The sequence below is a fragment of the Halodesulfurarchaeum sp. HSR-GB genome (genome assembly GCF_031432215.1).
Classification (GTDB): Archaea; Halobacteriota; Halobacteria; order Halobacteriales; family Halobacteriaceae; genus Halodesulfurarchaeum.
The window spans coordinates 1,378,280-1,401,974 of sequence record NZ_JAVKGN010000001.1 but is presented as its reverse complement, the minus strand read 5'-3'; the positions used below and the strand labels follow the sequence as shown (position 1 = coordinate 1,401,974).

General features: G+C 62.4%; 22 protein-coding genes, 1 tRNA gene and 2 pseudogenes. 11 read left to right on the top strand and 14 right to left on the bottom strand.

Features of this window, described 5'->3' with window-relative positions; all coding sequences use genetic code 11:
* Positions 1 to 36: 36 nt before the first annotated feature.
* Both RH831_RS07365 and RH831_RS07360 read right to left on the bottom strand, forming a co-directional pair.
* Complete coding sequence (locus RH831_RS07365) at positions 37 to 1,494, bottom strand: MATE family efflux transporter (protein ID WP_310553571.1); 1,458 nt, start codon at positions 1,492 to 1,494, stop codon at positions 37 to 39.
* 164 nt (positions 1,495 to 1,658) lie between these two features.
* Complete coding sequence (locus tag RH831_RS07360; protein ID WP_310553570.1) at positions 1,659 to 2,522, bottom strand: universal stress protein; 864 nt, start codon at positions 2,520 to 2,522, stop codon at positions 1,659 to 1,661.
* Positions 2,523 to 2,663: 141 nt separating this feature from the next.
* Between RH831_RS07360 and RH831_RS07355 the strand changes: the two genes are divergently transcribed.
* The 3 genes from RH831_RS07355 to RH831_RS07345 are packed head-to-tail and all read left to right on the top strand — an operon-like array spanning position 2,664 to position 5,131.
* Positions 2,664 to 3,089, top strand: a complete 426-nt coding sequence (locus tag RH831_RS07355) for a DUF2267 domain-containing protein (RefSeq protein ID WP_310553569.1) — start codon at positions 2,664 to 2,666, stop codon at positions 3,087 to 3,089.
* A 30-nt stretch (positions 3,090 to 3,119) separates the two neighbouring features.
* Positions 3,120 to 4,619, top strand: a complete 1,500-nt coding sequence (locus RH831_RS07350; RefSeq protein ID WP_310553568.1) for a DASS family sodium-coupled anion symporter — start codon at positions 3,120 to 3,122, stop codon at positions 4,617 to 4,619.
* Between the two features lie 44 nt (positions 4,620 to 4,663).
* Complete coding sequence (locus RH831_RS07345; RefSeq protein ID WP_310553567.1) at positions 4,664 to 5,131, top strand: YbaK/EbsC family protein; 468 nt, start codon at positions 4,664 to 4,666, stop codon at positions 5,129 to 5,131.
* An 11-nt stretch (positions 5,132 to 5,142) separates the two neighbouring features.
* On the opposite strand, the gene RH831_RS07340 is transcribed toward RH831_RS07345, so the two are convergent.
* Entirely contained in the window at positions 5,143 to 5,517 is a 375-nt protein-coding gene (locus RH831_RS07340; RefSeq protein ID WP_310553566.1) for a hypothetical protein, read from the bottom strand.
* 105 nt (positions 5,518 to 5,622) lie between these two features.
* Between RH831_RS07340 and RH831_RS07335 the strand changes: the two genes are divergently transcribed.
* Both RH831_RS07335 and RH831_RS07330 read left to right on the top strand, forming a co-directional pair.
* Positions 5,623 to 6,312, top strand: a complete 690-nt coding sequence (locus RH831_RS07335) for an SOS response-associated peptidase (protein ID WP_310553565.1) — start codon at positions 5,623 to 5,625, stop codon at positions 6,310 to 6,312.
* Positions 6,313 to 6,378: 66 nt separating this feature from the next.
* On the top strand, positions 6,379 to 8,256 hold the full coding sequence (locus RH831_RS07330) for an OB-fold nucleic acid binding domain-containing protein (protein WP_310553564.1): 1,878 nt from the start codon (positions 6,379 to 6,381) through the stop codon (positions 8,254 to 8,256).
* On the opposite strand, the gene RH831_RS07325 is transcribed toward RH831_RS07330, so the two are convergent.
* Positions 8,253 to 9,794: a phospholipase D-like domain-containing protein gene (locus RH831_RS07325; RefSeq protein ID WP_310553563.1), complete on the bottom strand. Its 1,542-nt coding sequence runs from the start codon at positions 9,792 to 9,794 to the stop codon at positions 8,253 to 8,255. The two genes, RH831_RS07330 and RH831_RS07325, sit on opposite strands and share 4 nt — an antisense overlap.
* A gap of 73 nt (positions 9,795 to 9,867) precedes the next feature.
* Between RH831_RS07325 and RH831_RS07320 the strand changes: the two genes are divergently transcribed.
* Entirely contained in the window at positions 9,868 to 10,107 is a 240-nt protein-coding gene (locus RH831_RS07320; RefSeq protein ID WP_310553562.1) for a hypothetical protein, read from the top strand.
* On the opposite strand, the gene RH831_RS07315 is transcribed toward RH831_RS07320, so the two are convergent.
* Genes RH831_RS07315 through RH831_RS07290 form a run of 6 tightly spaced genes read right to left on the bottom strand, consistent with a single transcriptional unit; the run spans position 10,104 to position 14,622 of the window.
* The gene (locus RH831_RS07315) at positions 10,104 to 11,456 is read right to left on the bottom strand and encodes a HEAT repeat domain-containing protein (protein ID WP_310553561.1); all 1,353 of its coding nucleotides are present in this window, start codon (positions 11,454 to 11,456) and stop codon (positions 10,104 to 10,106) included. The genes RH831_RS07320 and RH831_RS07315 overlap by 4 nt on opposite strands.
* Positions 11,457 to 11,479: 23 nt before the next feature.
* A complete protein-coding gene (locus RH831_RS07310; protein ID WP_310553560.1) occupies positions 11,480 to 12,148 on the bottom strand; it encodes a protein sorting system archaetidylserine synthase in 669 nt (222 codons plus the stop codon).
* 40 nt (positions 12,149 to 12,188) lie between these two features.
* Positions 12,189 to 12,803 (bottom strand): 30S ribosomal protein S3ae, encoded by a 615-nt coding sequence (locus RH831_RS07305; protein ID WP_310553559.1) that lies wholly within the window; start codon positions 12,801 to 12,803, stop codon positions 12,189 to 12,191.
* Positions 12,800 to 13,057 (bottom strand): KEOPS complex subunit Pcc1, encoded by a 258-nt coding sequence (locus RH831_RS07300; protein WP_396275433.1) that lies wholly within the window; start codon positions 13,055 to 13,057, stop codon positions 12,800 to 12,802. Before RH831_RS07300 ends, RH831_RS07305 begins: the two co-directional genes overlap by 4 nt.
* The gene (locus RH831_RS07295) at positions 13,054 to 14,157 is read right to left on the bottom strand and encodes a hypothetical protein (protein ID WP_310553558.1); all 1,104 of its coding nucleotides are present in this window, start codon (positions 14,155 to 14,157) and stop codon (positions 13,054 to 13,056) included. Before RH831_RS07295 ends, RH831_RS07300 begins: the two co-directional genes overlap by 4 nt.
* On the bottom strand, positions 14,158 to 14,622 hold the full coding sequence (locus RH831_RS07290) for a 30S ribosomal protein S15 (protein ID WP_310553557.1): 465 nt from the start codon (positions 14,620 to 14,622) through the stop codon (positions 14,158 to 14,160).
* A gap of 209 nt (positions 14,623 to 14,831) precedes the next feature.
* Here RH831_RS07290 and RH831_RS07285 point away from each other — a divergent pair.
* The 3 genes from RH831_RS07285 (at position 14,832) to RH831_RS07275 (ending at position 16,189) form a co-directional block, all read left to right on the top strand.
* Positions 14,832 to 14,903: transfer RNA gene (locus RH831_RS07285), tRNA-Ala, on the top strand.
* Positions 14,904 to 15,649: 746 nt separating this feature from the next.
* Positions 15,650 to 15,871 (top strand): ribbon-helix-helix domain-containing protein, encoded by a 222-nt coding sequence (locus tag RH831_RS07280; protein WP_310553556.1) that lies wholly within the window; start codon positions 15,650 to 15,652, stop codon positions 15,869 to 15,871.
* Between the two features lie 66 nt (positions 15,872 to 15,937).
* The gene (locus RH831_RS07275; RefSeq protein WP_310553555.1) at positions 15,938 to 16,189 is read left to right on the top strand and encodes a type II toxin-antitoxin system RelE/ParE family toxin; all 252 of its coding nucleotides are present in this window, start codon (positions 15,938 to 15,940) and stop codon (positions 16,187 to 16,189) included.
* Between the two features lie 55 nt (positions 16,190 to 16,244).
* Here RH831_RS07275 and RH831_RS07270 read toward each other — a convergent pair.
* Positions 16,245 to 16,817 (bottom strand): annotated as a pseudogene (locus tag RH831_RS07270) (zinc ribbon domain-containing protein); the annotation flags it as partial.
* Positions 16,818 to 16,920: 103 nt separating this feature from the next.
* Here RH831_RS07270 and RH831_RS07265 point away from each other — a divergent pair.
* The gene (locus RH831_RS07265) at positions 16,921 to 18,156 is read left to right on the top strand and encodes a transposase (protein WP_310553553.1); all 1,236 of its coding nucleotides are present in this window, start codon (positions 16,921 to 16,923) and stop codon (positions 18,154 to 18,156) included.
* A gap of 11 nt (positions 18,157 to 18,167) precedes the next feature.
* On the opposite strand, the pseudogene RH831_RS07260 reads toward RH831_RS07265, so the two are convergent.
* Positions 18,168 to 18,998 (bottom strand): annotated as a pseudogene (locus RH831_RS07260) (transposase); the annotation flags it as partial.
* A 204-nt stretch (positions 18,999 to 19,202) separates the two neighbouring features.
* Here RH831_RS07260 and RH831_RS07255 point away from each other — a divergent pair.
* On the top strand, positions 19,203 to 19,721 hold the full coding sequence (locus tag RH831_RS07255; RefSeq protein ID WP_310553551.1) for a hypothetical protein: 519 nt from the start codon (positions 19,203 to 19,205) through the stop codon (positions 19,719 to 19,721).
* A 241-nt stretch (positions 19,722 to 19,962) separates the two neighbouring features.
* Here the strand turns inward: RH831_RS07255 and RH831_RS07250 are convergent, their stop codons facing one another.
* Together RH831_RS07250 and RH831_RS07245 are read right to left on the bottom strand one after the other, a co-directional pair.
* A complete protein-coding gene (locus RH831_RS07250) occupies positions 19,963 to 20,859 on the bottom strand; it encodes an MBL fold metallo-hydrolase (RefSeq protein ID WP_310553550.1) in 897 nt (298 codons plus the stop codon).
* 40 nt (positions 20,860 to 20,899) lie between these two features.
* On the bottom strand, positions 20,900 to 23,623 hold the full coding sequence (locus tag RH831_RS07245) for an HAD-IC family P-type ATPase (protein ID WP_310553549.1): 2,724 nt from the start codon (positions 23,621 to 23,623) through the stop codon (positions 20,900 to 20,902).
* Positions 23,624 to 23,695: the final 72 nt, after the last annotated feature.

Here is a 23,695-nt window from a genome sequence, read left to right as displayed (position 1 = left end):
TGCGTTTTGAGAACGGTAGAATGAAAAGGATGACTATCAGTCTTCCAGGGGTTCGGGAGTCGGTTCGGACTCCACCACGTTCTCGGTCCAGGTCCCCCGGAGGAAGTAAAGCGAGGCTGCGACCATCGAGAGCACGTTCGAGAGCGCGATGGCATACCAGACGCCAGTCGCGCCCATGCCAGCCCAGACGAGCAGGGCGTAGGCCGGCGGGAGACGGAACACCCACAACGAGAGGATAGCAAAGAACATCGCCAGGCGGGTTGAACCACTCCCCCGGAAGGCCCCCTGAACGACCTGGAAGACCCCGATGAACAGGAAGGTCGGCCCGATAATCCGGAGGTAGTCCGCCCCGATGGCGATGACGTCCGGTTCGCCGGGGATGAAGGCAGCGGTGATCGGTTCCGCGAAGACGTACGCGAGCACACTCAAGAGAGCCAGCACCGCGGCGACGATGCCACTACTGTACCCGACGGCCCGTTTCGCCCGCTCGACGTGTTCACTCCCCAGGTTCTGTCCGACCACGGTCTCGGTCCCACGGGCCAGCCCGAGTGCCGGCAGGAAGACAAGCGAGTTCAGTCGGTTGCCGATGCCGAGCGCGGCCACGGCATCGTCTCCCGCGAGTGCTACCAGCGCGGTCAAAACGGTGACACCGAGTGCCCGGGTGGACTGTTCGACACTCGACGGTGCGCCCAGCCGGATGATTCGGCGAACCATCTCACGCTCCAGCATGAGATCGGAGAGCGAGAGGTGGATGCCAACCCGCCCGGAGAACAGCCAGACCATGCCGAAAATGGCCCCGACCCCTCGGGAGAAGACCGTCGCGATGGCTGCCCCCTGGACGCCGAATCCGGTGAACCCAGTCACGCCATACAGCCACGCCTGCAGGCCGTCCAGCCCGAGCCAGGCCAGGAGAACGTTCTCCTCGAACCCCAGGATCAGGAACGGGTCCAGTACGACGTTCAGGGCGACACCGAAGGCCATCAGGTAGAGTGGCGTTCGGGTGTCCCCCCAGCCACGGAGCAGCGCCTGGAAGATGAAGAAGCCGAACATGAAGACCACGCCCAGGAAGATCGTCCGCGTGTACTCGACGGCGAGCAAATACTCGGTCGATCCCGGCCTGGCCCCGACCAGATCCACGAGCCACGGCGTGAGGGCAAACCCGACGATCGAGAAGAACGCGGCAACGACGACCACGAAGGCGATCGTCTGCCCGGCCGCGTAATCCACGAGTTCGGACTTGCCAGCGCCCTTGTACTGGGCGACGAGTACCGTTCCCGCCACCGTGAAACCTCCTGCAACGGAGATCATCAGAAAGACCAGCGGCCAGGAGTAAGAGAGCGCCGAGACGGCTTCCTGTCCGACCCGGCCCACCCAGAAGGTATCGGCCAGGTTGTAGCCGACCTGGAGCATCTGGGAGAGCACGATCGGCAGCGAGAGCACGACCAGGGGCTTCAGCAAAGCCCCGTCAGTGACGTTGACCTCGCGGTTGCTCACGATCCTCGCCCCGAATCCATCACGCCGGGTTCTCCGCACCGATTCGACCAGACACCGGCACCGGAATTAGCAAATGAGGAGGAGTCGAGAAGCGGTCCAAACACCGTCTGCATCTGATATTGAATGATCGTTTAGTCTCCATAAGGCCTTCGTCCCGCGCCTGCTCACTCGCCGCCAATCGTGATGACCGGCACTGGAGCCGTGCGAACGGTCCGCTCGGCGACACTCCCCAGCAGAATGCGATCGGTGCCACGCCGACCAGTCGTCCCCATAACCACGGCGTGAATCGCGTGTTCGTCGATCGTCTCCCGAATGCGCTCCACAGGATCGCCGTGTGCCACGTGTGTTTTCGGTTCGGCCACGTCCATCGATTCGGCGACGTCGAGAACGGCCTCGACCGCTTCGGTCGCGGCCGCCTCGCCCACCGCCTCGTCCCCCAAGAGACTTCGTTCGGGCACATTTTCCGGTACGGCTGCGAGTACGTGGACGGAGGCGTCGATTGACGCCGCCAGGGACAGTCCATGTCGGGCCGCTCGGCGGGCGGCCTCGCTCCCGTCGGTTGGCAGCAGAATCCGTTCGTACGGGAATGTCAGTGTCTCCTCATCGGGTCGCATTCGGGCGGTGAGCACGGGTACCGAAGCGAGTCTGAGGACTTTCTCCGAGACGCTGCCCAGTACGTGTCGGGACAGGCCGGTCCGTCCGTGGGTCGGCTGGATGATCAGATCATAATCGTACTCCTCGGCGTACGCGGCGATCGTCGGAGCCGGGTTGCCCTGCACGACGTCGGTCTCGTAAGGCGTGGCGAGCGTGTCAAGCACCTGACCCGCCTCCTCGACGACCTCCCTGCCTTTCCCGACAAGCGTATCGACGGTTTGCTCGCCAACACGGGTGACACTATAGCGAGTCGTGTCCGCGACGTAGAGCACCCGAATCGTGGCGTCGAACCGATGGGCGATCTCACTCGCGTGGTGGAGGATCGCGGCCGCCCCGTCACTCCCGTCGAACGGCAAGAGGATGTCGTCGTACATGCGTGGGCTAAACCGACGGCAGGTTTCCCCAAATAGGTTGTTGCCGGGACATCACCGAAATCGAACCCACCGCTAGCCTGGTTTTCACCACTTGGGAACAGTCACGCGAGTATTTGTTGGCCCACTATCAATTATGAACCGATGCAGTTCGACGAATTCACCGGGACAGTCCAGCACCGTCTGTCGTTTCCGGGCACCGGCGAGACGCTTCGGGCCATCAGAGCGACACTCATGACCCTCGGCGAACGGATTCCCGAGGGCAATGCGGCAGACCTGGCCGCCTCGCTCCCGATGGAGATCAAGTGGTACATGACTGGCGCAGTTGCTGAACATGGGCAGCGATTCGACTGGCCGGAGTTTCTCACCCGTGTCAGCGAAATCGAGAACGCGGACCGGGCGGACGCAGCCTACCACGCCCGTGTCATCATCGACCTGGTGCACGACCAGGTTCCGGCCTCGGACTTCCGGCAACTCCGGGATGCGCTGCCCGAAAGCGAGTCCGACGAGGGGTGGGGATCGCTCTTCGAGATCGTCGATAGCGGCGGATACAGCGGCGACGAGGAGTGAGCCAGCCCCCGATCTACGTCCTCTGGCCCGATGAGCGAAGCCACCTCGTACAACCGTCGGCAGCAGATCGGCCTGGGACTTGGCCCGGCCCTGTTCGTCCTGACTCACCTTTTTGTCACCCCGGCTGGCCTCCAGCCCGCAGCAAACGCGGTCCTGGCGAGCACACTCTGGATCGCAACGTGGTGGGTGACGGAGGCGGCACCGATTCCAGTCACCAGCCTGCTTCCCATCGTCCTCTTTCCGGTTTGTGGCGTCACAAGCGCCGAGGGGGCAACAGCTCCGTACGCCAACCCGATCGTGTTTCTCTTTCTGGGCGGGTTTCTGGTCGCGCTCGCGATCGAACGCTGGGGGCTCCATCGCCGAATCGCCCTGAAATTGCTCGTCCGTTTTGGGACCGACTCCCGACGGCTGATTCTGGGATTCATGCTCATCACCGCCTTCCTCTCGATGTGGCTTTCGAACACCGCCACCGCGATGATGATGGTCCCCATCGGGATGGGCGTGGTAGCCCAGCGACAGGCCCTTCGAGAGCCAACACAAGCAAACCCGTTAGCGGATCGGACGGCTGACGTTCTGGACGCCGGCTCGGTCGAGCAGTCGAACTTCGGGACGGCCCTGTTGCTCGGGATCGCCTATGCGGCCTCGATCGGCGGGGTCGCGACCCTCATCGGGACCCCGCCCAATGCCATTCTAGCTGGTGTCGCCCGCGCGCAACTCGGAATCCAGATCGGGTTCGTCGAGTGGATGCAGTTCGGACTCCCGCTGGCGGTTAGTTTTCTGCTCGTCACCTGGGTCCTGCTCCTTCGCCTGGTCCCACCCGAAGAGACGGTTCTCCCGACGGGACACGAACAGATCCGATCCGAACTGCACGCCCTTGGCCCGATGGGCACCGGCGAACGGCGAGTCGTGGCAGTCTTCCTGTTTCTCGTCCTCGGATGGTTGCTCCGGCCGTTCGTCCTGGAGCCACTCGTCCCAGGGCTCACCGACACGGTAATCGCCGTCGTCGCCGGCATACTGGTCTTTTTGGTCCCGGTCGATCTCCGTCGCGGCGAGTTTCTCCTTCGGTGGCAGGACACGACGCGAGTTCCCTGGGGCGTGTTGGTCCTTTTCGGAGCCGGGTTCTCGATCGCGAACGCGTTCCAGGTGAGTGGGCTCTCAGCCTGGATCGCCGGCCACTTCGTCGGCCTCCGGGGCGTGGAGTTCGTCTGGGTCCTCCTCGCGATTGCGACGCTCGTCGTCTTCCTTTCGGAAATCGCGTCGAACAGTGCTACTGCCTCGCTTTTCATCCCGATCATGGCCGGTCTCGGTGCTGCACTGCTGGTCTCCCCGCTCGCACTCATGGCGACGGTCTCAGTGGCCGCCTCCTTCGCATTCATGCTCCCAGTAGCGACCCCACCGAACGCTATTGTCTTCGGAAGCGGCTATCTCACGATTCCGGACATGGCGCGGGTCGGCTTCTGGCTCAACCTCGTCGGGATCGCCTTTCTCACGGTCGCAAGTTCACTCTGGCTCCCGGTCGTGTGGGGCTGAACCTCCTCGAAACCTATTCCTGCACCGAGCAATCCTCCACAGACATGGACGAACCCACTGCACGATTCCGTCGGCGCGCCCGCGAAACGCTGGGAACGACCCCTGAAGTGCGCGAGCTACCGGCCGGCACGCACAGTGCCGCCGACGCCGCAGCCGCTCTCGACTGCTCGATCGAGGCCATCGTCAAGAGCATCGTCTTTCTCGGGGACGGCGAGCCGGTTCTCGTCTATACCGCCGGCCACCACGAGGTTGCGGAATCCGCCCTGGCCGAGGTACTCGATGCCGAAGTGGTCGAACTGGCCGACCCGGAGACGGTAGAAGAAGTCAGTGGCTGGCCGATTGGTGGCGTCCCACCAGTGGGTCACGAAATCGATCGGACGCTCATCGACCCTGCGCTCCAGCAGTTCGAGACGATCTGGGGCGGGGCTGGAACCCCAGAGACGGTCGCCGCCGTGGATCCAGCGGACCTCGTGACCGTCCTCGGGGCCGACCCCGCAGACATCTTCGAGTGAACCGAGAGGGGCTACTGCGTGTGGCCCGTCCGAAGCAAAATCGCTGTTAGCAACACGGCGAATACCCCGCCAGCCACGGCTCCAGCGACGCCCGCATCGAGGAGCGACGAGTCAAGCATCCATCCCGTGAGCACGCCGAGAACGCTGCCGACGAGGAAACTGAGCGCCAGGGTGAACGCGACGACGGCATACCGCCAGTTCGCCCGATTCCGGGCCCCGGTCGCATAGCGTCCAGCCATCGCACCGACGAGAAGGCCACCAGCCGCCCCGAAGCCTGCGATGAGTGCGAACCCGTCCTGGCCGAAAAGCGTCGCGACGGTCCCACCAACGCCGGCACCGATCACCAACCCGCCACCGGCGGCATACTGTTCGAGTGTTTCGACCATGCAGATTGTTGGTGCTCCAACACTATCAGCTTGGTACCCGTTCGAGGGCTCACAGTACGGGAACCTGACGAAACGACTACCCGCATTGCCGCCGAAAGGAAGACCATGTGCGGGCGCACCTCGCTTTTCGCGGCCCAATCCACGATCGAGCGACGGTTCGACGCCGAGTTTGCGACAGGGTACGAGGAGCGGTACAACATCTCTCCGAAGCAGGACCTCCACGTGATCCACGACGAGACGCCGCAAACGATCACTAGCGACGAATGGGGATTCGTTCCCACCTGGGCCGAGTCCCCCGATACAGGCCCCCGCCCGATCAACGCCCGCGTCGAGACAGTGTCGGAAAACCGGCTCTTTCGGGATGCCTTCGAAAGTCGGCGAGCCCTCGTCCTCGCCGACGGCTATTACGAGTGGGCCGGCGACCGCGGGGGCAAGCAGCCGTATCGGATCACCCGCCCCGACGACGAACTCTTCGCGATGGCCGGGCTCTGGAGTCGATGGGAAGGAGCCAACCAACCGCTATCGACGGTCACGATCCTCACGACCGAGGCGACGGCCCGCCTGGAATCGATTCACGACCGAATGCCGGTCGTCCTGGATCGGTCGGCTGAGCGGTCCTGGCTCGATGGCGATCCCGAAACGGCCCAAGACCTGCTCGAAACGCCGGAACCGATGTTGCAAGCCCGGGAAATCTCGACGCTCGTGAACGATCCGACAAACGATTCGCCTGCCGTCGTCGAACCAGTCGGGGGCGAGACGGGACAGACCGACCTCGGGAACTACGGCGCAGACTGACAGAGAAGCGAAACTCCGGCCCCTCGTTCGTAAGCGGTAAACGCGCCCTTGACCAATCGATGCCCAATGAGTGAATCGTCATCCCAGTCGGATGGCACCCCCATCGTCTATGACCTCGATCCGGAGTGTACGCGCTCGGATCTCGAAGCAGGACAGTACTACCGCGGAACCGTCAACGGCGTGGTCGAGTACGGCGTCTTCGTCGACGTCTCCGACTCCGTCTCCGGTTTGGTCCACGAATCGAGTCTGGACACGGAGTACGCCGTCGGGGACGACGTGATCGTGAAAGTCGCCGAGATCAAGGCCGACGGTGACGTCTCCTTCGAGCCGGCGGACCTCGACAGCTACGACCTGGTGGAGAAACGCCCGGCGTACGAGCGACGTGTCGTGTCGACGCTTGGAGAATCGAACGGCGACACCGTCCATCTGGAGGGGTCCGTGGTCCAGATCAAACAGACCCGTGGCCCGACAGTCTTCCAGGTCAGAGACGAGACCGGAATCGTCCCCTGTACGGCCTACGAGGGAGCCGGTGTCAGATCCTACCCCGAAGTCCAAATCGGGGACCTCGTACACGTCGCCGGGACTGCCGGCTCCCGAAACGGTGGCGTGCAGGTCGAAGTGGATCGACTCGACGTGCTCGAGGGCGACCAGGAGCAGTCAGTCGGTGCGCGACTGGAAGCCGCGAGTGCAAGTCAGTCGGATCCCGTCGCGGTCGAGCCCACGATCGACTGGCCGGCCCTGGACGAGATGCGTTCCGACCTCGCAGATGTCGCCAGACAGCTCAGACGGGCGGTCCTGGAGGGCCGACCGATCCGCATTCGCCACCACGCCGACGGCGACGGCATGTGTGCGGCCGCCCCGGTCGAGATCGCACTCGAACGCCTGATCGAGGACGTCCACGAGGACACTGAGGCCCCGCGGCACCTCCTCAAGCGCCTGCCCTCGAAAGCGCCGTACTACGAGATGGAAGACGCCACGCGGGACCTCAACTACTCGCTTGGCGACCGGGCACGCCACGGCCAGAAACTCCCCGTCCTCCTGATGATCGACAACGGGAGCACCGCCGAGGATACCCCGGCCTACCGCACCCTCGACTCCTATGACATCCCGGTCATCGTCATCGACCACCACCATCCCGATCCGGAGGCGGTCGATCCCTACGTCGACACGCACGTGAACCCGTACCTCTACGGCGAGGATTACCGGATCACCTCGGGCATGCTCAGCGTCGAACTCGCCCGCATGCTCCATCCCTCGCTCGGCGACGAACTCGATCACGTCCCCGCGATCGCCGGGCTCGCGGACCGCTCGAAGGCCGACGCCATGTCGGACTACCTGGAACTGGCCGCCGAGGCGGGCTACGACGAGTCCCATCTGGACGACATCGTCGCCGCACTGGATTATGCGGCCTACGTGCTCCGGTACGACGCCGGTCGCGGGTTCGTGACCGATCTCCTGGGAATCGACGACGAGCAGCGCCACCGGGAGCTGATCGACCTGCTCGCGGATCGGGCCCGTCAGGACACTGAGCGCCAACTCGAGGCGAACACCGACCACGTCGAACACGAGCGACTCGCCAACGGCGCCCACCTCTATCGGCTCGACCTCGATGAGTTCGCCCACCGGTTCACGTATCCCCCGCCCGGAAAGACCACCGGCGAGCTCCACGACCGCAAGGTCGAGGCCACCGGCGAACCCGTGATCACCGTGGGCTACGGGCCCGACTTCGCGGTGCTCCGAAGCGACGGGGTGCGACTCGACATCCCGGAGATGGTGACGGATCTCAACGACGAACTGCCTGGTGCGGGTGTTAGCGGCGGCGGCCACCTCGTCGTCGGGAGCATCCGGTTCGTCCCGGGGATGCGCGAGGCCGTGATCGGTTCCCTGATCGAGAAAATGGCCGACGCGGAACTGGACGAGGCGCTCAGTAGCTCCTCGACTTAATTTTCGAAGTCGGCGAAGGATCTCGCCGCAGCCAACCCGAGGAACAGGATTACACTGGCCCCGAACAGCACGCCCCAGGGCAGCCGCCAGGCGGCACCCCGCCAGTCCGCCCGAAACACGCGCTCGAAGTAGGTGCCCGCCTTCGGATCGTCGATCCGGACCGCGACTTCCCGGTTCTCCCGGAGTGCGTTGGGGTTCCAGTTGAGGCTGCCGAGAAGCACCGACTCGCCATCGACGATCACGCTTTTGGCATGGACGTGTTCGTAACGGCTCCGGGGTTCTGCCAACCGGACCGTCAGTGGGAGGTCCTCCCGTTCGGCCCGATCCCGCAGGGACCGCGCCAGCGCCCGATTCTCCGACTCGGCGTACCAGGCCCCGGAGAGTAGAATGCGGACAGAGACGCCACGCCGCGCCGCAGCGATGGACTCGTTCAAAAGCGGCGTCGACGGGTCGATCGACACCTGCTGAATTCGAATCGATTCGGTCGCATTGGCAAGCATTCCACGGACGGCTCCCGCAGCGTTGTCCGGCGCCGTGAGAACAGTCACCTGTTCGGCCTGGCTCGACTGTGCGGGAAAGCGGGTCGGATACCTCGTCGTGTCCATCCCACCTTCGACCGGCTCCGTCGGCCGACTCTCCGCCCAGGAGCGCGTGTCGACGAAGGCCGTGTCGGCTCGAAAGATGCGGGCCAGATCGGCTGCGACCTTCGGATCGTGCATGACGGCTGCCCACCCTCGGGAACCGTTGCCGCCGGTTCCACCTGGCTTCCAGTTCTCCGAGGTCACCACTGCGCGGTCGTCGACGACGGCGTATTTCGCGTGTTGATACCGATAGCGCGCCCGGTCGGTCCCCATCACGGCAATCGGAACTCCAGCAGCATGCAGGCGATCGAGCTGGGTCATCTGCGGGCCAGAAATGCCGCCGACCGGGCCGCCCTCGATGAGCGCCCTGACGGTCACGTTCCGCCGGTGAGCGCTAATCAACGCGTCCGTGACCGACGGGTCGGTGAACGTGTAGCCGGCAAGGAGGATTCGGTCCCCGGCGGAATCGATTGCTCGGGTCAGTGGCGTCGGATCGTCCGGCAGAACTGTAGTTGTAACCGAGACGTTCCGAGTCGTCATCGGCCGGAAATTCGAGCGGGCGATCGGTTCGAACCGGCCATTCCGGTAGAGTTCGCCCTCGGGAGCGCGGGGATAGGTGAGATTGCTCGCCGAAGTTTCGCCTCGAAGCGTGACCCACTCGCCGCCGTTCGAGAGCGAGAGAAAGGAGTCAGTCTCGTGGATCGGCAAATCGGTCAGGTTCGACGCCGGGCCGGGATCGGCGGTAACGACGACCCGCCCGTTCGCCTCGATTCCCGAGAGGTCGATGGTGTCCTCGCCGTCGGTCAGTTCCAGATTCTGTGGGGTCGTGTTCTCCGGAACCGAGAGGATCACGAACTCACCACGATCGCCGTCCGTCGTCGGGTTGGGGTACACCCCATCGATCGTGACGGGGCCAGCCGTCGCCAGTAACGTGATCACGAGTAGTTCCGCCAGCACGCGACCGATTGGTTCGACTCTCGGGGAAAAACGTTCGGATGGCTTTATCTGGATGGGGCGGCCCCGCTACGGTATGGCCATTGCCACACAGCTCCACCTCGCGGGGTCGGCCCTCGGGGTCGTCGGAGCCATGTTGCTGTTCGTGGAGTTCTTCCAGCTACCCAGTTACGTTCGGTTCGACCGGGACTTCGAGAGCTACAGCGTCGAGATCTCGCCGAACGACGCGGACGAGTACACCTTCTTCGGTCGCGCCGGTGCCATACTCATCGCGGTCGCGTTCGCGCTTCAGCTGACGGGTACCTTCCTGGCCTAGGCCGCCGCCTCGTCCGACTCCTCATCCTCGGCGGCTGCCTGCTCGGTGTCGTCGGGGTCCTCCGAATCGTCCTCGTCCTCCAGACCGAGTGCATCGGCGGCTTTGGCTGCCTCGGCTTCGATCAGGTACGAACTGGCGTCGGCGTACTCCGCAGCGGCCGAGAGCGCCGCTTCGGTCCCGATCTGGCAGAGCGCCCAGGCGGCACTCGCACGGACCGAGTTCTCCTCGTCCGTGTCCTCGAGTACGTCCGCGAGCGGGTCGATGGCCCGGGTGTCACCGATCATGCCCAGCGCGCGGGTTGCGGCAGTTCGCACGCGCTCGCTGTCCGCGAGCAGCTGGTCGGCGACGGTGCCCGTCGTGGACTCGTCCCCGATGGCACCGAGGGCCGTGATCGCTCGCGCCTGCAGCTCCGGTGTCCGACCAGATTCGGCGTGGCCCTCCACGGCACTCACGCCGGACTCGGCCCCGATCTTGCCGATGGCGTCGATCGCGTTGAGGTTCCGGCGGTTCGCCAGGTCAGTGAGTGCGTCCACACCCGCCTCGTCGCCCATGTACTCCAGGGCCTCGATGCAGTGACGGGTGATGTAGTCCGTATCGCCCATCAGGTCGAGCAGGAGCACGACCATCTCGACGTTGCCACGCTGCTGCCAGGTCTTGAGCGCCGACCACTCCGGCGGGAAGTCCTTGTGCTTGGCCCCCTCGAGTGGCTCGTAGAAGCCCTCGCGGTCCAGACGCTCGCGAATCTCCAGATCCGTCCACGCCGTCGACGAATCGACGGCCGAGGCCAGGGTATCCGTGGCATCGAGCAGCGAGGCGATCGTCTCGGCGTCCTCGTCGGCGTCGTACTCGGCGTCCGCAACTGCGTCCGTGACCGTTCCGAGGGTCACCGACAGCTCCTCCGGATCCGGAACGGCCTCGCCGAAGTCCGCATCGAGGATCTCCGCGGTGGTATCCAAGAAGTCCTGGACGCCCGGGACGAGTTCGTTCTCGCCCTCTTCGGCCCATCGGGTATCCGTGATGGTACTTTGGACATCCCCGATGGCCTCGATGACGTCCTCGCCGTACGGGCCGCGTTTGTCCGCCACGGCGTCTTCCAGGTCCGAGAGCTCGTCTTCGAGTTCCTCGGCCGGATCGGTTGGCTCCTCGTCCTCGTCTTCGGGTTCGGGAACCGGGATGTCCGCGTCCTCCAGGTCCGCCCCGATCGCTTCGAGGGTCGCTTCGACCTCGTCCAGGTCGGCCTCCGTCTCGGCCGCCTCGACGGCCTGTGATGCCGATTCGAGTCGTTCTTCGAACTCCGATACGATGGAATCGGCCTCCGTCTCCGCTGGCTCTTCGTCCCCGTCACTCATATCCCCGACTTCCGGGAGAATTCCTATGAGCGTTTCCCTTCCGCTCCGCGATAGAACCATGGGCCGAGCAACAGATAGGCCAGCGCCCAGGCGAGCAGGCCGCGCGGGAAAAGCGAGTGAACAGTCGTCGGAACGAGGATCGCCGCCGTCTGGATCGTGCCCATCACGAAGGCGTCGCGAACCCGCAGATCGGGGTAGGTCATCTCACCGAGCATCAACAGCGCGAACACGCCCAGCCCTGAAAGCAAAGCGACAGTGGGCACCCCTGAGAGGAGGCCCGCCGCCAAAATGGTCGCCGCGAGGGTCGTCTGCACCCCGTGTGTATACGCCTGGTCGGTGTCGTAGGCGGTGTACAGTGCGAGTCGAAGCACGGCCGCGCCGACGAAAATCGCCCCGAGTGCGATCCCAACTCCGGTCTGCAGTGTCCCACCGAGCGTGGCGATCACCATCGCTGCGGGGGCGACACCGAACGAGGCCACGTCCGCGAGCGAATCGAGAAACTCGCCAACTTCGGAGCCACCCCACCGTCTGGCCACGATCCCATCGAGTGCGTCGGCGATGCCGGCGAGGAGGATCAGCCGAGCAGCGATGGCCGGGTCAACTGGAGCCAGGGCCACGGCCACGAAACCGATCGCCGCGTTCGCGGCGGTAATGAGGTCTGCCGGGCCGAGTGCACGCAGGGCTCGCCGCATCTATGCGTTCTCGGGAGAGAAGGGACTTACCGATTTCGACCTACTCGTCGACGGCCGCGGTCTCCTCCTCGGCCTCGACTTCCGCGGGCTTGGCGTCCAGGACGGCCTTCTCGACCTCGACCCGGCGGAGCGGGTAGATGGTCTTGGCCTCGTTGTAGATGGCACTGGAGAGATGTCCCTGGATGATGCTGTCGAGGAACTCCTCGAAGGTCCGTTCCTTGGCTGCCTCGGTGACCAGTTCGGTCATCTTCGCCCGAATGGCCTCTTTCTGGCTGCGGTCGGCGACCTTCGTGGTGAAGGCGACCGGCTGGACGGAGATCCGGTGGTCGTCCGCGGTCCGGAGGGTCAAGACGGCCTTGACCTTCGAGGACCCGCGGCGGACCAGACTCCGTTTGTAGTCCCGGGTGAGTTCGTACCGGGAGAATTCGGTGTAGGCCGAGTCGCTCCCGACGTCGTTCACCTGGAAGGTGAGTTTGACGTTGTTCTCACCGCCCTCGACCACGTCGCCGAGTGTGGTCTGGATCGTACGGTCGATAACCTGTTCCGGTTCGATCGCGGGGGTCGTGCCAAGTTCGGCCCGGTCGAACTGCTCGGGCGCAAGCACGGAGTACCACCGCTTTTCCTGACTGCGTTTGGATACTGATCGTTCGCTCATGTGTTAGTAGGGTCTGATCGCTCGTTCGTGTCGTGTCTGTTCGCCGTCGCTGCAACCTCGATCGCCACCGAGAGGTTCATCACGTAATCGTCAGCCGTCGATCGGAGTCCAGCCGTCGTCTCCCGTTCGATCGTGGTGTGTACCTCGTTCTCGTCCACCGTGGTCTCGATCTGATCGGTGTTGTCCGGGGCGAGCGCTTCGGCGATCGTCTCCGGATCAGCGACCGTGGATCGAATGGTGGCTCGTCGAATCATCGTGTGGGCTCGACCTCCGTGAGGACTGTCTCCAGGTCAGTTTCGGTTTGGACCGTTGCGAGTCGATCCGTGCCGGTAATCGCCTCCGACGGGAACTCGATTTCCAGCCGTTCGCGTGCGTCGACCTCGCTGGTCGCGAGCGTGATCGCACCCGGACCAGCGACATAGAGTCGATCGGCGTCCACCTGGAAATCTCGACCCAGTCGGGCGACATCCCGTGGCGGGATCGCCTCGACGGTGCCCATCGCGACGGGCCCCGCGGACGGGGCGAGATCGTCGACAGCCCGGTGAAGGGCCGTCCCGTACTGCTCCCACAACGTTCGAAGAGTCGCCAGCTCCGGTGTCCCCAGGAGCGCCGCGAGTGCCCGACCAGGGGCCATCGCAGCGCTCGCGTTGAGCACGTCGGCGTAGCCTTCGACCGTCTCGAAGTCCGTCGGCGAGCTCCGGGGTGCAATCGCGGCTTCGATAGCTCGCGTTGCCCGATCGGGTCGGGCCGTGTCCGTGGCCGCAAGTGCCACCGCCGACGCCAGTCGTTCGTTGGCATCGGCCTCGAGTTCCGCTGGGAGATCGAGCGGTGCGAGAAAGTCGCTTGCCGCCTCGACGCTCCCGGAGAAGTCCGCGTGGACGAGCCCCGTGTGAGCCAGTCCGACTGCCGGATCGGTCGTCGGAATCGCCAGCCCGGCCCGGTTGGTGAGGCCCCGTTCGCGGGCCGCATCGAGTGCGGGCCCGTGGGGTTCAATGTCAGCCGCGACGGCCCCGGCGATCGCCAGGCCGGGGTCGGGATCGGTCCCGAGTTCGCGGGCAACCGCGTAGGCACAGAGCGCCGCGGCCTCCGCGTCGCAGACGTGTTCGCCGACCGGAAATCCCAGCGTGACTGCCGTGCTGGATTCGGAGAGGCGGGTGGTGGCGTCGGCAACAGTCGGGGACAGCGAGAGATGGCGAGGGATGTTCCTCGCGGCCAGCGCGCGGCCGAGAATGGCCGCCGCAGCGAGGCCGTCGCCGTCGGCGCGGCTCACCACCCGTGCGAGGGAAGCCTCGCGCAGGTGGCCAGCCAGGCCGTCAGGCGTCCAGTTCTCGTCTGGTGTCCCCGTCGTCGCCATCTATTCGAGGAGGTCCTTGGCGTTCTCGTAGGTGTACTTGAAGTCCGCCGGGAGCTGGTCGCCCCGGTAGTAGTTCGCCAGGCGGCGAATCTTGGACTCCAGGTTCTGCAGGGCGTGTTTGTTGTGGTGGTCCTGGCCGTTCTCCTCGACGTGTTCGTAGAGGTTAACAGCCTTCTCGAGCAGGTTCCGGAAGTCCTCGGGGATCTCCGGGTCCGCGTCGTTTTCCGCGAGGATCGTGGTCACCTTCTTGCCGGTCGCGGCTTTCACGTCCGGGATGGGCGTGCCCTGGACGCCCTCGTCCCTGAGCGCGATGCCGATCTGGGAAGGGTCTTTGCCCTGTGCGGCCAGCTCGAGCACTCGCTCTTCGATCGTGTCTGCGTCGACGTCACTCCACTCCGGTGGTTCGTCTGTCGCCGGTTTGTCCGATCCGGACTGTCCCCGGCGACGGGTGTGCATTCGTGCCATATGTCTGATTGGAACGACACGAGCCGCAGGATGAGTTCTCGACAGTCGCTGTCGAGCACTACCGCAATCCCAAGCCGATATTCGGCGAGTCAGACTTGCGGTCGTGCGTTCCCTACAGGGAACGGGGTGGCCAGCCCCATAAAGGGTTTCGGTGTGCCTTCGCTCCGATCCGGAGGGCTTAACTGTGAACCTGGAATACAGGTGGATGCGGGCTCGTAGATCAGTGGTAGATCACTCCCTTGGCATGGGAGAGGCCCCGGGTTCAAATCCCGGCGAGTCCACTTCTCCTCGGTACCCAACCCGCGAGCGACGCTCGTGTCGCTCGCGGTTGGAAGCGAGGTGTTCAGCGGCGACGACGGGATTTGAAGCCCTGGAAGGCGCAGCCCGCACAGTCGAGCGTAGCGAGGCGAGCAGGACCGTCTTCCTCTGGGTTCAAATCCCGGCGAGTCCACTCGACTCACTTCGTTCGTCTCGTTCCCTCGCCGTCTTCCCACTCGCTCGTTAACACTCGCTCGCGGGAATCCCGGCGAGTCCATGCACCTTTTTCGTTGTCGGGTGCGCCTTCGGCGCACCACTCCTCGAAAAATCTGCACCAAAAAAGCCGGGCGCTCCCTGCGGTCGCGCCCGGTGAAACCACGACTCGCTTCGCTCGTCGTGGTATGCTATCACTACCAAGGGCACGGCGAGAGCAACGAATGCTACTGCGTGGATGTGTTTCATGTTCGAGTTTGAACGAAGAGAGTCGGTTCGTCGCGAGGTGCGACAGTCTGGGCTTCGAGGAGATTGGCCCGAATGGGCCATCTCGTGTGGCTCCGCAAGGCACTCGCCAAATTTATCGGAGATCACGAGACACTCGGCGGTTATCGCCACCTTCGAGCATCAAGGGCAGGTATGATACACGTCAAAGTCCTGAATTCAGCTACAAAGGCCATTGATTCTGTTTACCCATTGAACCTAAACGAAGAACAGAGGCAGACTCACATACACAATCTTTTTCTTGTGCTGAGAGTAACTCCCTAGTAACAACATGAGCACACTCAATGTCAAAGTCCCCGACGAGATGGACGAAGATATCGACACTTTCCTCGAAGATCACCCGCACTATCTGAACAAAAGCGAGTTCGTTCGGGATGCAGTCCGACATCTCCTGAAAGAGCCCCAACTATCCGAACAGGCCCGCGAGGATATCCGGGTCAGTCGTGAGCAAATCGATAGCGGCGACGTCGTCTCCCTCGACGATCTTGAGTAGGGTTTTTGATTTCACTTTCGCCCCACCGGGAGTAGGCTTATACTGGATGTCGGGCTACCATTGGCCATGCCTTCTGTCCTCCTCTCTGACCGAGCTCGCGGCCGCCTCGACGACCTGGAGAACGACACAGCCGAGCGCATCAAGGACGCCCTTCGGGATCTCGATCCGCAACGTGATCTAAAGGCTCTCTCCGATGTGGACGGGCACCGCCTTCGAGTTGGTGACTATCGGGTCATTGTTGACTGGGATCGTGACGAGAGCACTGTCTACGTCCTTACCCTGGGTCATCGACGAAACATCTACGACCAAGACTGTTGACTTCCTCCCCGCGCTGAAGCGCGAGGATTCCTCCGTGGGTAATCCAACCAGTCGATTACCCCGGCTGTGAACTTGCGGGTTTGCTGACGCTGGGTTGGTCGAGCGACCACGAGTGTTCCCCAAACGTGGCGGGTGTCCACTCGTGGTCGTTCCACTGCCAGTACGCCCCATCCGTGGGTGCGTCCCTGCCGCGGTCAGCAGACAGGGCAGCAGGCCGAGCCATCGGCCCGACTTTTGACTGCAAGATATTCCACGCTCCAGCAACATCCGCGTGTGCCTCTAGATCGCACGCTTCACATCGGAACGAATCGCCATTCCGAGTGACTGCATCACTTCTACACGCCGGGCACTCACTACTCGATTTATACTCGCTAGTCTCCGCCACCGTGATACCCACATCACCGAGCGTGAGTTTTATTCGCTCCACGAGTTGACGATGTGACCAGAACGCGTGCGTTTTCTCGTTTACCTCAGTAGACCAGTGCGTCGACAGCACGTCGGTTAAGTCACCGACGTACACCGTTTCGACGTTGCGTTCGAGCAACCACTCAGCTACATGTTTGACCGCGGCATCTCGGCTATGATCGCGCTGTCGTGACCGCTTATCGTACACGCGCCGAATCTGTTTACAAGCGGTATAGGAGAATGCCCCGGGGCTTGACCCCGGGGTTGAATCCGATAGGCAGGGATACAAACCATTAAGTTAACATATCCCGAATCAAGAGACAGCGATGGAGTACAGTCACCGCTACCCCGCGTACCCGACACAAGAGGTAGCGGCTGAACTGGAACGACATATCGACGTTCATCGTCAAGCGTACAACTACACCCTGTACGAGTACGAGAACGTGGACGCCGACAATATTGGCTCCGCGTACAAACACCACTACCGACTCCCCAACTGGAAAGACCAGTTCCCCGTGTTCTCGGAAGTCAACTCGAAGGCTCTGCAACGAACCGTCACACGGTTCTACCAGAACCTCTCGAACTTGAACGACCAGAAAGAGAACGGGAACAAGGTTGGGAAACTCAAGTGGAAGTCGCCACGTGATTTCCAGAGTATGACGTACTCGCAGTCCGGCTTCGAACTCAAAAACACGAGTGGCCGACACGCGATACTCTGGCTTTCCAAAATCGGAGACATCAAAATCCGCTACCACCGCGAAGTCCCTGACGAAGCGGACATCAAAGAAGTCACGGTCAAAAAAGAGAGGACCGGTGAGTGGTTCGTCTCGTTCGGTCTCGAAACCGACGACGCTGACTTACCCGAGAAACCCGCGCTGGATGAGTTAGATTCAAGCAACAGTGTGGGTATCGACCTCGGAATCCTCAACTATGTCCACACCAGCGACGGCAAGACGGTGGATTGGCTTGGCCTCGAAGACGAGTACGAGCGTCTTCGACGCGAGCAACGCAAGTTGTCGCGGAAGGCGCAAGGGTCGAACAACTACAAGAAACAGCGTCGTGAGGTGGCGAAGGTCAAGCGTCACATCAAGCGGAAGGTGCTGGACTATCAGCACAAGATTACGACGTGGCTTGTCCGTGAGTACGACGCGGTGTTTGTCGAGGATTTGGACGTGAAGGGAATGTTGGAACAGTCGCACAACGCTCGCAACAAGCAGGATGCGGCGTGGCGACAGTTCATCACCCTCCTCGAATACAAGGCCGACCTGTACGGCTGTCACGTCGTGCAGGTCGAAGCGCGAGGCACCACCAAAGAATGTGCGTCGTGTGGTGTGGAGACAGCGAAGCCCATCTGGGTACGGGAACACTCCTGTCCGGCGTGCGGATTCGAGACAAACAGGGACGCGAACGCGGCGATGAACGTCTTGCAGAGAGGCTTTTCTGAACTAGGGCTGGGATGGCCCGAAGACACGCCCGTGGAGACTGCGCTCCCTACGGACACACCTGACTTTCAGCGTGTGTCTGCAAAGCGCGTCGTGGAAACGGGAAGCCTCGGGGCTTGACCCCGAGGCGATTCACTCGTGTACTGTTCGGCTGGGAGTCGTGATTGGAGTGTTGCGATTCGATCTGACTGCTTCTGGAACCGTTCAAATTCGGGGCGGGCGTGGTATACGGCGGTGTCACCCCCATCAGTGACGACCGCCAGTGTGTTGTTTGCGCCGACGTCGATTGCTGCTGAATGCGTCGTGTTCTCGGTATCGAGTGTCTGAGTGAATGCAGCCTGCCGCTGTTCTTGCAGTTTGTCTGGTTGAATGCGGACAGGGTGCTGGACACGAAGCGTCTCAGCGTGCTCATCGTAGATGAGCTCTAATCGACTATCCTCACCGCGCCATTGCGGATCACCGCGTACCTGGAGCGTTATCCGCTCGTTATGCTCGAAGTTGTACCGGTCTTTGAGGACCTCACCGACGCCGAATTCGAGCGTGCTGGTATCCTCGTCCCAGTCGAACGTGTACAAGTCATTTCGGACGAGACCGTGCAACTCGTAGCCGTCCTCACGGTTTCCCCAATATCCGGGCGGTGACGGTTTCTCCGTCACAGTCTGATTCGACTCGTCTTGGTACACTGAGAGGAGTTCGAAGTGACTGCGCCAGGCTTCACTGTTTTTGCGGGCGATCTGCTGGCACGTTGCTTTCCCGAGGATTGGGGCGTATCGGTCGTACAGGTCGGTGTAGGTAGCCTTCCACACGTCACCGTCTTCATCGAAGTATTGTTGACGTCGACGGTAGTTGATCTGGTTCCAGAGCGGAGCGTGGGCGGCCAGCCAGTCAAACAAGCACTCCCGATACCGGTCACTGACCGGTTCGGCAGTGTACGTGTTCGTTCGTTGTGGCCGGTCGCTCACACGCAAAAATATATTGTCTATTAATATAAAGGTGAGGATTACGGGTAGGCTGTGTCTGGTGGTTTATTGTTTGTAACCTCGGATTCATCCCCGCGCTAAAGCGCGAGGCTTTCTCCTTGCACTTCCGTAATCCGTGTCCGACTTTCCGTAGACAAGTCGGACAGGGGAAGTTGATTTATTTGTAAAACACATCAATGCCGAACTATGAAATCTGAATCTGATAATTGGGGAAAAGGAGAGCTAACACACAAAGAGAAATTCTGGGAGAAAGGTCTTAACGAAGCTCATTTGCGAACAAAGAGACAAATAGTGGCCCTTTCTTCAGCTCGTGAATCATTATTCAATTTCATCTATTACCATTTGGTATTTATTGGATTTATCCTGACAACGAGCAGAGTGATGCCAGCGGGAGGCATGGAATATCTAAATGGGGTAGAAGTCATATATCCGTTAGCACCCTCATTAATTGGAATCGCATATACTGCTGTCAAATATAGTGATTCAGGAAATTATCACATCGGCTATAACCCTGGTTTATTTCAAAAGATCGAGAGTGAATCAAGCGAATATACCGAGGCCCTAAGGAACCTAATGGAGTACTACAATGATCTAAATGACAGTATTGCGAAAACAACTACAAACGTAAGCAAATGGAGATTTTACAATACTCTTTTACTACTTTTCGGGTTTGGAATACTCTCTGCGTTACTGGTATTCACATAGACCCAAATTTATTCAGGTGTAATTTGATGTCCGAGAAGTCATGGTGAAGTCGGACACTTTAGGTCTGGTTCGCCGCCGATCGGGCTCGATCGAGGCCCAAATCTTTGGGTTATGGTCCGGGCTATCGATAACTCGGACGAAGATGCAACTCAAAAACTACCGCGATCCCGACGGTCGGCGGGTGATCCTGAACCAGCGGGAGCGCGACGTCACCCTAACAGTCTGCGGAGATTTCGTCACTTCACTCGCCGTCCAAATACTCCAACACACCTCGCACGTTCATCGCGACCTCCGCCCGTGCCTTGACCGGGCCCCAGGCCTCGACGGTGTCCGTTCGCGAGACGAAATACTCCACGACCGCATCATCGGCACCCAACTCCCGTCGCTTGTCTGCAACTGACTCGACCCAGGATTCGAGCACTGTGGCGTACTCCGCGAGCAAGTCCGCTGGCTCGGCCGGACCGAAATGTGCGTAGTAGAGGGCCGTCGGATCGAGTTCTTGGATCAGGTCGATGTCCGCCAGACAGCCCGTCAGATCGAACCCGGGTGGCGGACTGGTCGGTCGGACACCGTCAACACCGGGAGTATGAATGCCGGCCGCGTCAGCGGTGAACACTCCGCCAGTGGCCTCGTCCTGGAACACCGCCTGGTGGAACGCGTGCCCTGGCGCGTGGTGAACCGAAAGCTCTCGGTCGCCCAGGTCGATTCTGTCCCCATCACCGAGTTCGACGATCCGTGCTTCCGGGACCGGTTTCGGTTCGGTGTAGTACTGAATCTGCTCGCCCACGGCGGCCTTCGTCCCCGCCCAGAGCCGGGCCGGATCGACCAGATGGGACGCTCCCGCCTCGTGGACCAATACCTCGGCCCCGGGACACGCCTCGGCGAGGTAGCCAGCCCCGCCCGCGTGATCCAGATGGACGTGGGTTGGAATGATGGCCAACTCCCCACAGTCGATGCCCAGCGCCTCCAGAGCGTCTAGAATCGCCTGATAGTTCGTCCCCAGGCCGGTGTCGATCACGGCCGGTCGCGGAGTGTCATAAACGTACACCGAACAGTAGGTCGCCGGCCCGAACGCCCCCGGATCGAGATAGTAGAGGGCCGATCCGGGCGAGACCCGCGAGACGGTTTCCGGTTCCATGAACGGAGGGTGGGGGGCAGTCCCAAAGACACTTTCCCGGTTACGAACGGTTGCCACTGTCGGGGTCGGGCGAGTTCAGGCGATCTCTGAGCGCCAACACCACCTGGCCCACCAGGAGTGGCACCAGGCTCATCCCGAGGACCACCAGCCACCCTTCGGCCTGAATCGGTGCGGTCCCGAGCGCCAGCGAAACGCCGGGCAGGTAGACCGTGCCCACCACAAGCAGCGATGAGAGCGCGAGTGCGCCCCACACGTACCCGTTCTCGGTCACCTCGTTTCGCAACACCCCCGAAGCGGGATCGCGCATGTTGAACACGTGCCAGAGCTGAGCGAAGGCCAGGGTCAAAAACGAGATGGTCACGACTTCCGGGTGGCCCATCCCGCCGTAGAGCTGCCCGCCGAGGGCAAATGCCCCCACGGTCGCGACCGCGATCAAAGCCCCATAGAGACCCAACTCCGTCCAGTGAGCGCGGGTCAGAATCGGCTCGTCCTGGTCCCGCGGCGGCCGACACATGATCTCCGAATCACCGGCACAGCCACCCAGCGCAAAGGCCGGAAAGATGTCGGTCACGACGTTGAGAAAGAGGATCTGCAGCGGCAACAGTGGGAGCGGAAATCCGACGATCGAGGCCAGCAGGATCGCGAGCAACTCGCTCAGGTTACAGGACATGAGGTACACGACGAACTTCCGGATGTTCCGAAAGATGACCCGCCCCTCGCGGATGGCGTGATAGATGCTCTCGAAGTTGTCGTCCCGGAGGACCATGTCCGAGGCTTCTCGGGCGACCTGTGTCCCTCGCTGCCCCATCGCAACCCCGATATCGGCGTTTTTCAGGGCCGGCGCGTCGTTCACCCCATCGCCGGTCATGGCGACGACCGACCCGGCCGTCTGGTGGAGTTCGATGAGGTCGAGTTTGTTCTCGGGACTCACCCGGGCGAAAATCGAGGCATCAAGCAGGCGCTCGCGCTCCGATTCTGCGAGGGACTCGGGATCGTCAAGGGCCGACCCAAGGACCGGCTCGGGATCCTCGTCCGTCGCCAGGCCGACGCTCCGGCCGACGTTCCTGGCCGTCCCGGCGTGATCACCAGTCGCCATGACAACCCTGACACCCGCGTCCTGACAGCGCTGGATCGTCTCCGCGACCGCCGTTCGGGGTGGGTCGATCATCGCGACCAGGCCGATCAGTGAGAGCCCCTCGTAGGGTGGGGCCTCGGAGTCGCCGACCGTCTTCGTCGCGAGCGCGAGCACCCGAAGGCCGTCCTCGGCCATGCGTTCGCTCTCCGCGAGCCACGCCTCTCGGTCGGCCTCCGAGAGCGAATCCGTCCCATCTTCCCCAAGCACCCTGTCCGCGGCTTCCACTACCGCCTCCGGCGCGCCCTTGACAGCGACCCGGTATTGCCCATCCGCCTCGTGGTAGGTCGCCATCATCTTCCGCGCCGGATCGAAGGACACCTCCCGGGCCTCCGGGACGGTTTCGAGCAGTTCCGATCGGTCGATACCGGCTTTCAGCCCGGCCACCAGGAGTGCGACCTCCGTCGGGTCACCTGTTGCCGCCAGGTCACCCTCGGATCCGGGTTCCACAGCAGCATTGTTACAAAGCACACCCACTTCCAGGGCTTCCAGGAGCGGCCCCGATGGCGTCTCGATCGGTTCACCCGCTTGCTCGAAGGTCCCGGTCGAATCGACCCCGGTCCCCGTCACCGAGACGGACCCGCTGGGAAGGAGATACTCGGTGACAGTCATCTCGTTTTCCGTCAGCGTGCCGGTCTTGTCCGTGCAGATGACGTTCGTCGAGCCCAGCGTCTCGACAGATGCCAGATTACTCACGAGGGCATCACGATCGGCCATCCGCCACATCCCCCTCGCGAGCAACAGCGTCGCCACGACCGGCAACCCCTCAGGGACTGTGGCAATGGCCAGCGCGATCGCCGTCTCGACCATCAAGAAGAGGTCCTGACCCCGGAACCACCCCGAAACGAGGACGATCGCCGCGACGACGAGCAGAAACGGGACCAGGGTGTGTCCGAGTTCGTCGAGGTCAGCCTGCAACGGGGTCTTTTCCCTCGCGGTCTCCGCGAGCGAGGCCGAGATCGTGCCGAGTTCGGTGTCCATCCCCGTCGCAACCACGACCGCCTCCGCCGTGCCGCGAGTGACGTGAGTCCCCTTGTAGAGCATGTTCTCCCGCTCGGCGAGGGGTGTGTCGGCATCGACGGGCGCACTGGATTTCCCAACCGGGACGGATTCACCCGTGAGTGCGGACTCATCAGCCTGTAACTTCGAGGCCTCTAGCACCCGCAGGTCGGCCGGCACGACCGCCCCCGCGTTCAGAATTACGACGTCGCCGGGCACCAGCTCGGCAGCCGAGATCGTCACTACCTCCCCGTTACGTCGAACACGGGCTTCGATCTCCGAGAGTTCCTGTAAGCTTTCGACCGAGGCGATCGCTCGCCGTTCGGTGACGAACCCGATGGCCCCGTTGATCACCAGAACGACGAAGATCGAGACCCCCTCGACGAACTTTCCCAGCAGGAACGCGGCCACCCCGGCAGCGGCCAACAGCAGGACGATCGCACTCCGGAACTGGTCGAAAAGGGTTCGCCAAGCCGAGCGCTGCTCCTGCTCCCGGAGCGTGTTCGGGCCGAACTGGTCCGTCCGGGCGGCGACGGCACGATCGGAGAGCCCAGTCTCAGGGTCCACCTCGTAGTGCTCTGTGACCGTCGAGGCGTCCGCCGCCCACGGCGTTTCGATCGGTTTGTCGTTCATTTCGTCTCCCGAGTATCGGTGTTTGAATGCTTCACACGTCACCAGGTTAACTTTTGGAGTGTCACAATCGCC

Coding starts and splice junctions, on each gene's coding strand:
- RH831_RS07360 (WP_310553570.1), bottom strand. CDS start 2,522: ATGTACGACGACATCCTCTTGCCGTTCGACGGGAGTGACGGGGCGGCC.
- RH831_RS07355 (WP_310553569.1), top strand. CDS start 2,664: ATGCAGTTCGACGAATTCACCGGGACAGTCCAGCACCGTCTGTCGTTT.
- RH831_RS07350 (WP_310553568.1), top strand. CDS start 3,120: ATGAGCGAAGCCACCTCGTACAACCGTCGGCAGCAGATCGGCCTGGGA.
- RH831_RS07345 (WP_310553567.1), top strand. CDS start 4,664: ATGGACGAACCCACTGCACGATTCCGTCGGCGCGCCCGCGAAACGCTG.
- RH831_RS07340 (WP_310553566.1), bottom strand. CDS start 5,517: ATGGTCGAAACACTCGAACAGTATGCCGCCGGTGGCGGGTTGGTGATC.
- RH831_RS07335 (WP_310553565.1), top strand. CDS start 5,623: ATGTGCGGGCGCACCTCGCTTTTCGCGGCCCAATCCACGATCGAGCGA.
- RH831_RS07330 (WP_310553564.1), top strand. CDS start 6,379: ATGAGTGAATCGTCATCCCAGTCGGATGGCACCCCCATCGTCTATGAC.
- RH831_RS07320 (WP_310553562.1), top strand. CDS start 9,868: ATGGCCATTGCCACACAGCTCCACCTCGCGGGGTCGGCCCTCGGGGTC.
- RH831_RS07315 (WP_310553561.1), bottom strand. CDS start 11,456: ATGAGTGACGGGGACGAAGAGCCAGCGGAGACGGAGGCCGATTCCATC.
- RH831_RS07310 (WP_310553560.1), bottom strand. CDS start 12,148: ATGCGGCGAGCCCTGCGTGCACTCGGCCCGGCAGACCTCATTACCGCC.
- RH831_RS07305 (WP_310553559.1), bottom strand. CDS start 12,803: ATGAGCGAACGATCAGTATCCAAACGCAGTCAGGAAAAGCGGTGGTAC.
- RH831_RS07300 (WP_396275433.1), bottom strand. CDS start 13,057: ATGATTCGACGAGCCACCATTCGATCCACGGTCGCTGATCCGGAGACG.
- RH831_RS07295 (WP_310553558.1), bottom strand. CDS start 14,157: ATGGCGACGACGGGGACACCAGACGAGAACTGGACGCCTGACGGCCTG.
- RH831_RS07290 (WP_310553557.1), bottom strand. CDS start 14,622: ATGGCACGAATGCACACCCGTCGCCGGGGACAGTCCGGATCGGACAAA.
- RH831_RS07280 (WP_310553556.1), top strand. CDS start 15,650: ATGAGCACACTCAATGTCAAAGTCCCCGACGAGATGGACGAAGATATC.
- RH831_RS07275 (WP_310553555.1), top strand. CDS start 15,938: ATGCCTTCTGTCCTCCTCTCTGACCGAGCTCGCGGCCGCCTCGACGAC.
- RH831_RS07265 (WP_310553553.1), top strand. CDS start 16,921: ATGGAGTACAGTCACCGCTACCCCGCGTACCCGACACAAGAGGTAGCG.
- RH831_RS07255 (WP_310553551.1), top strand. CDS start 19,203: ATGAAATCTGAATCTGATAATTGGGGAAAAGGAGAGCTAACACACAAA.
- RH831_RS07250 (WP_310553550.1), bottom strand. CDS start 20,859: ATGGAACCGGAAACCGTCTCGCGGGTCTCGCCCGGATCGGCCCTCTAC.
- RH831_RS07245 (WP_310553549.1), bottom strand. CDS start 23,623: ATGAACGACAAACCGATCGAAACGCCGTGGGCGGCGGACGCCTCGACG.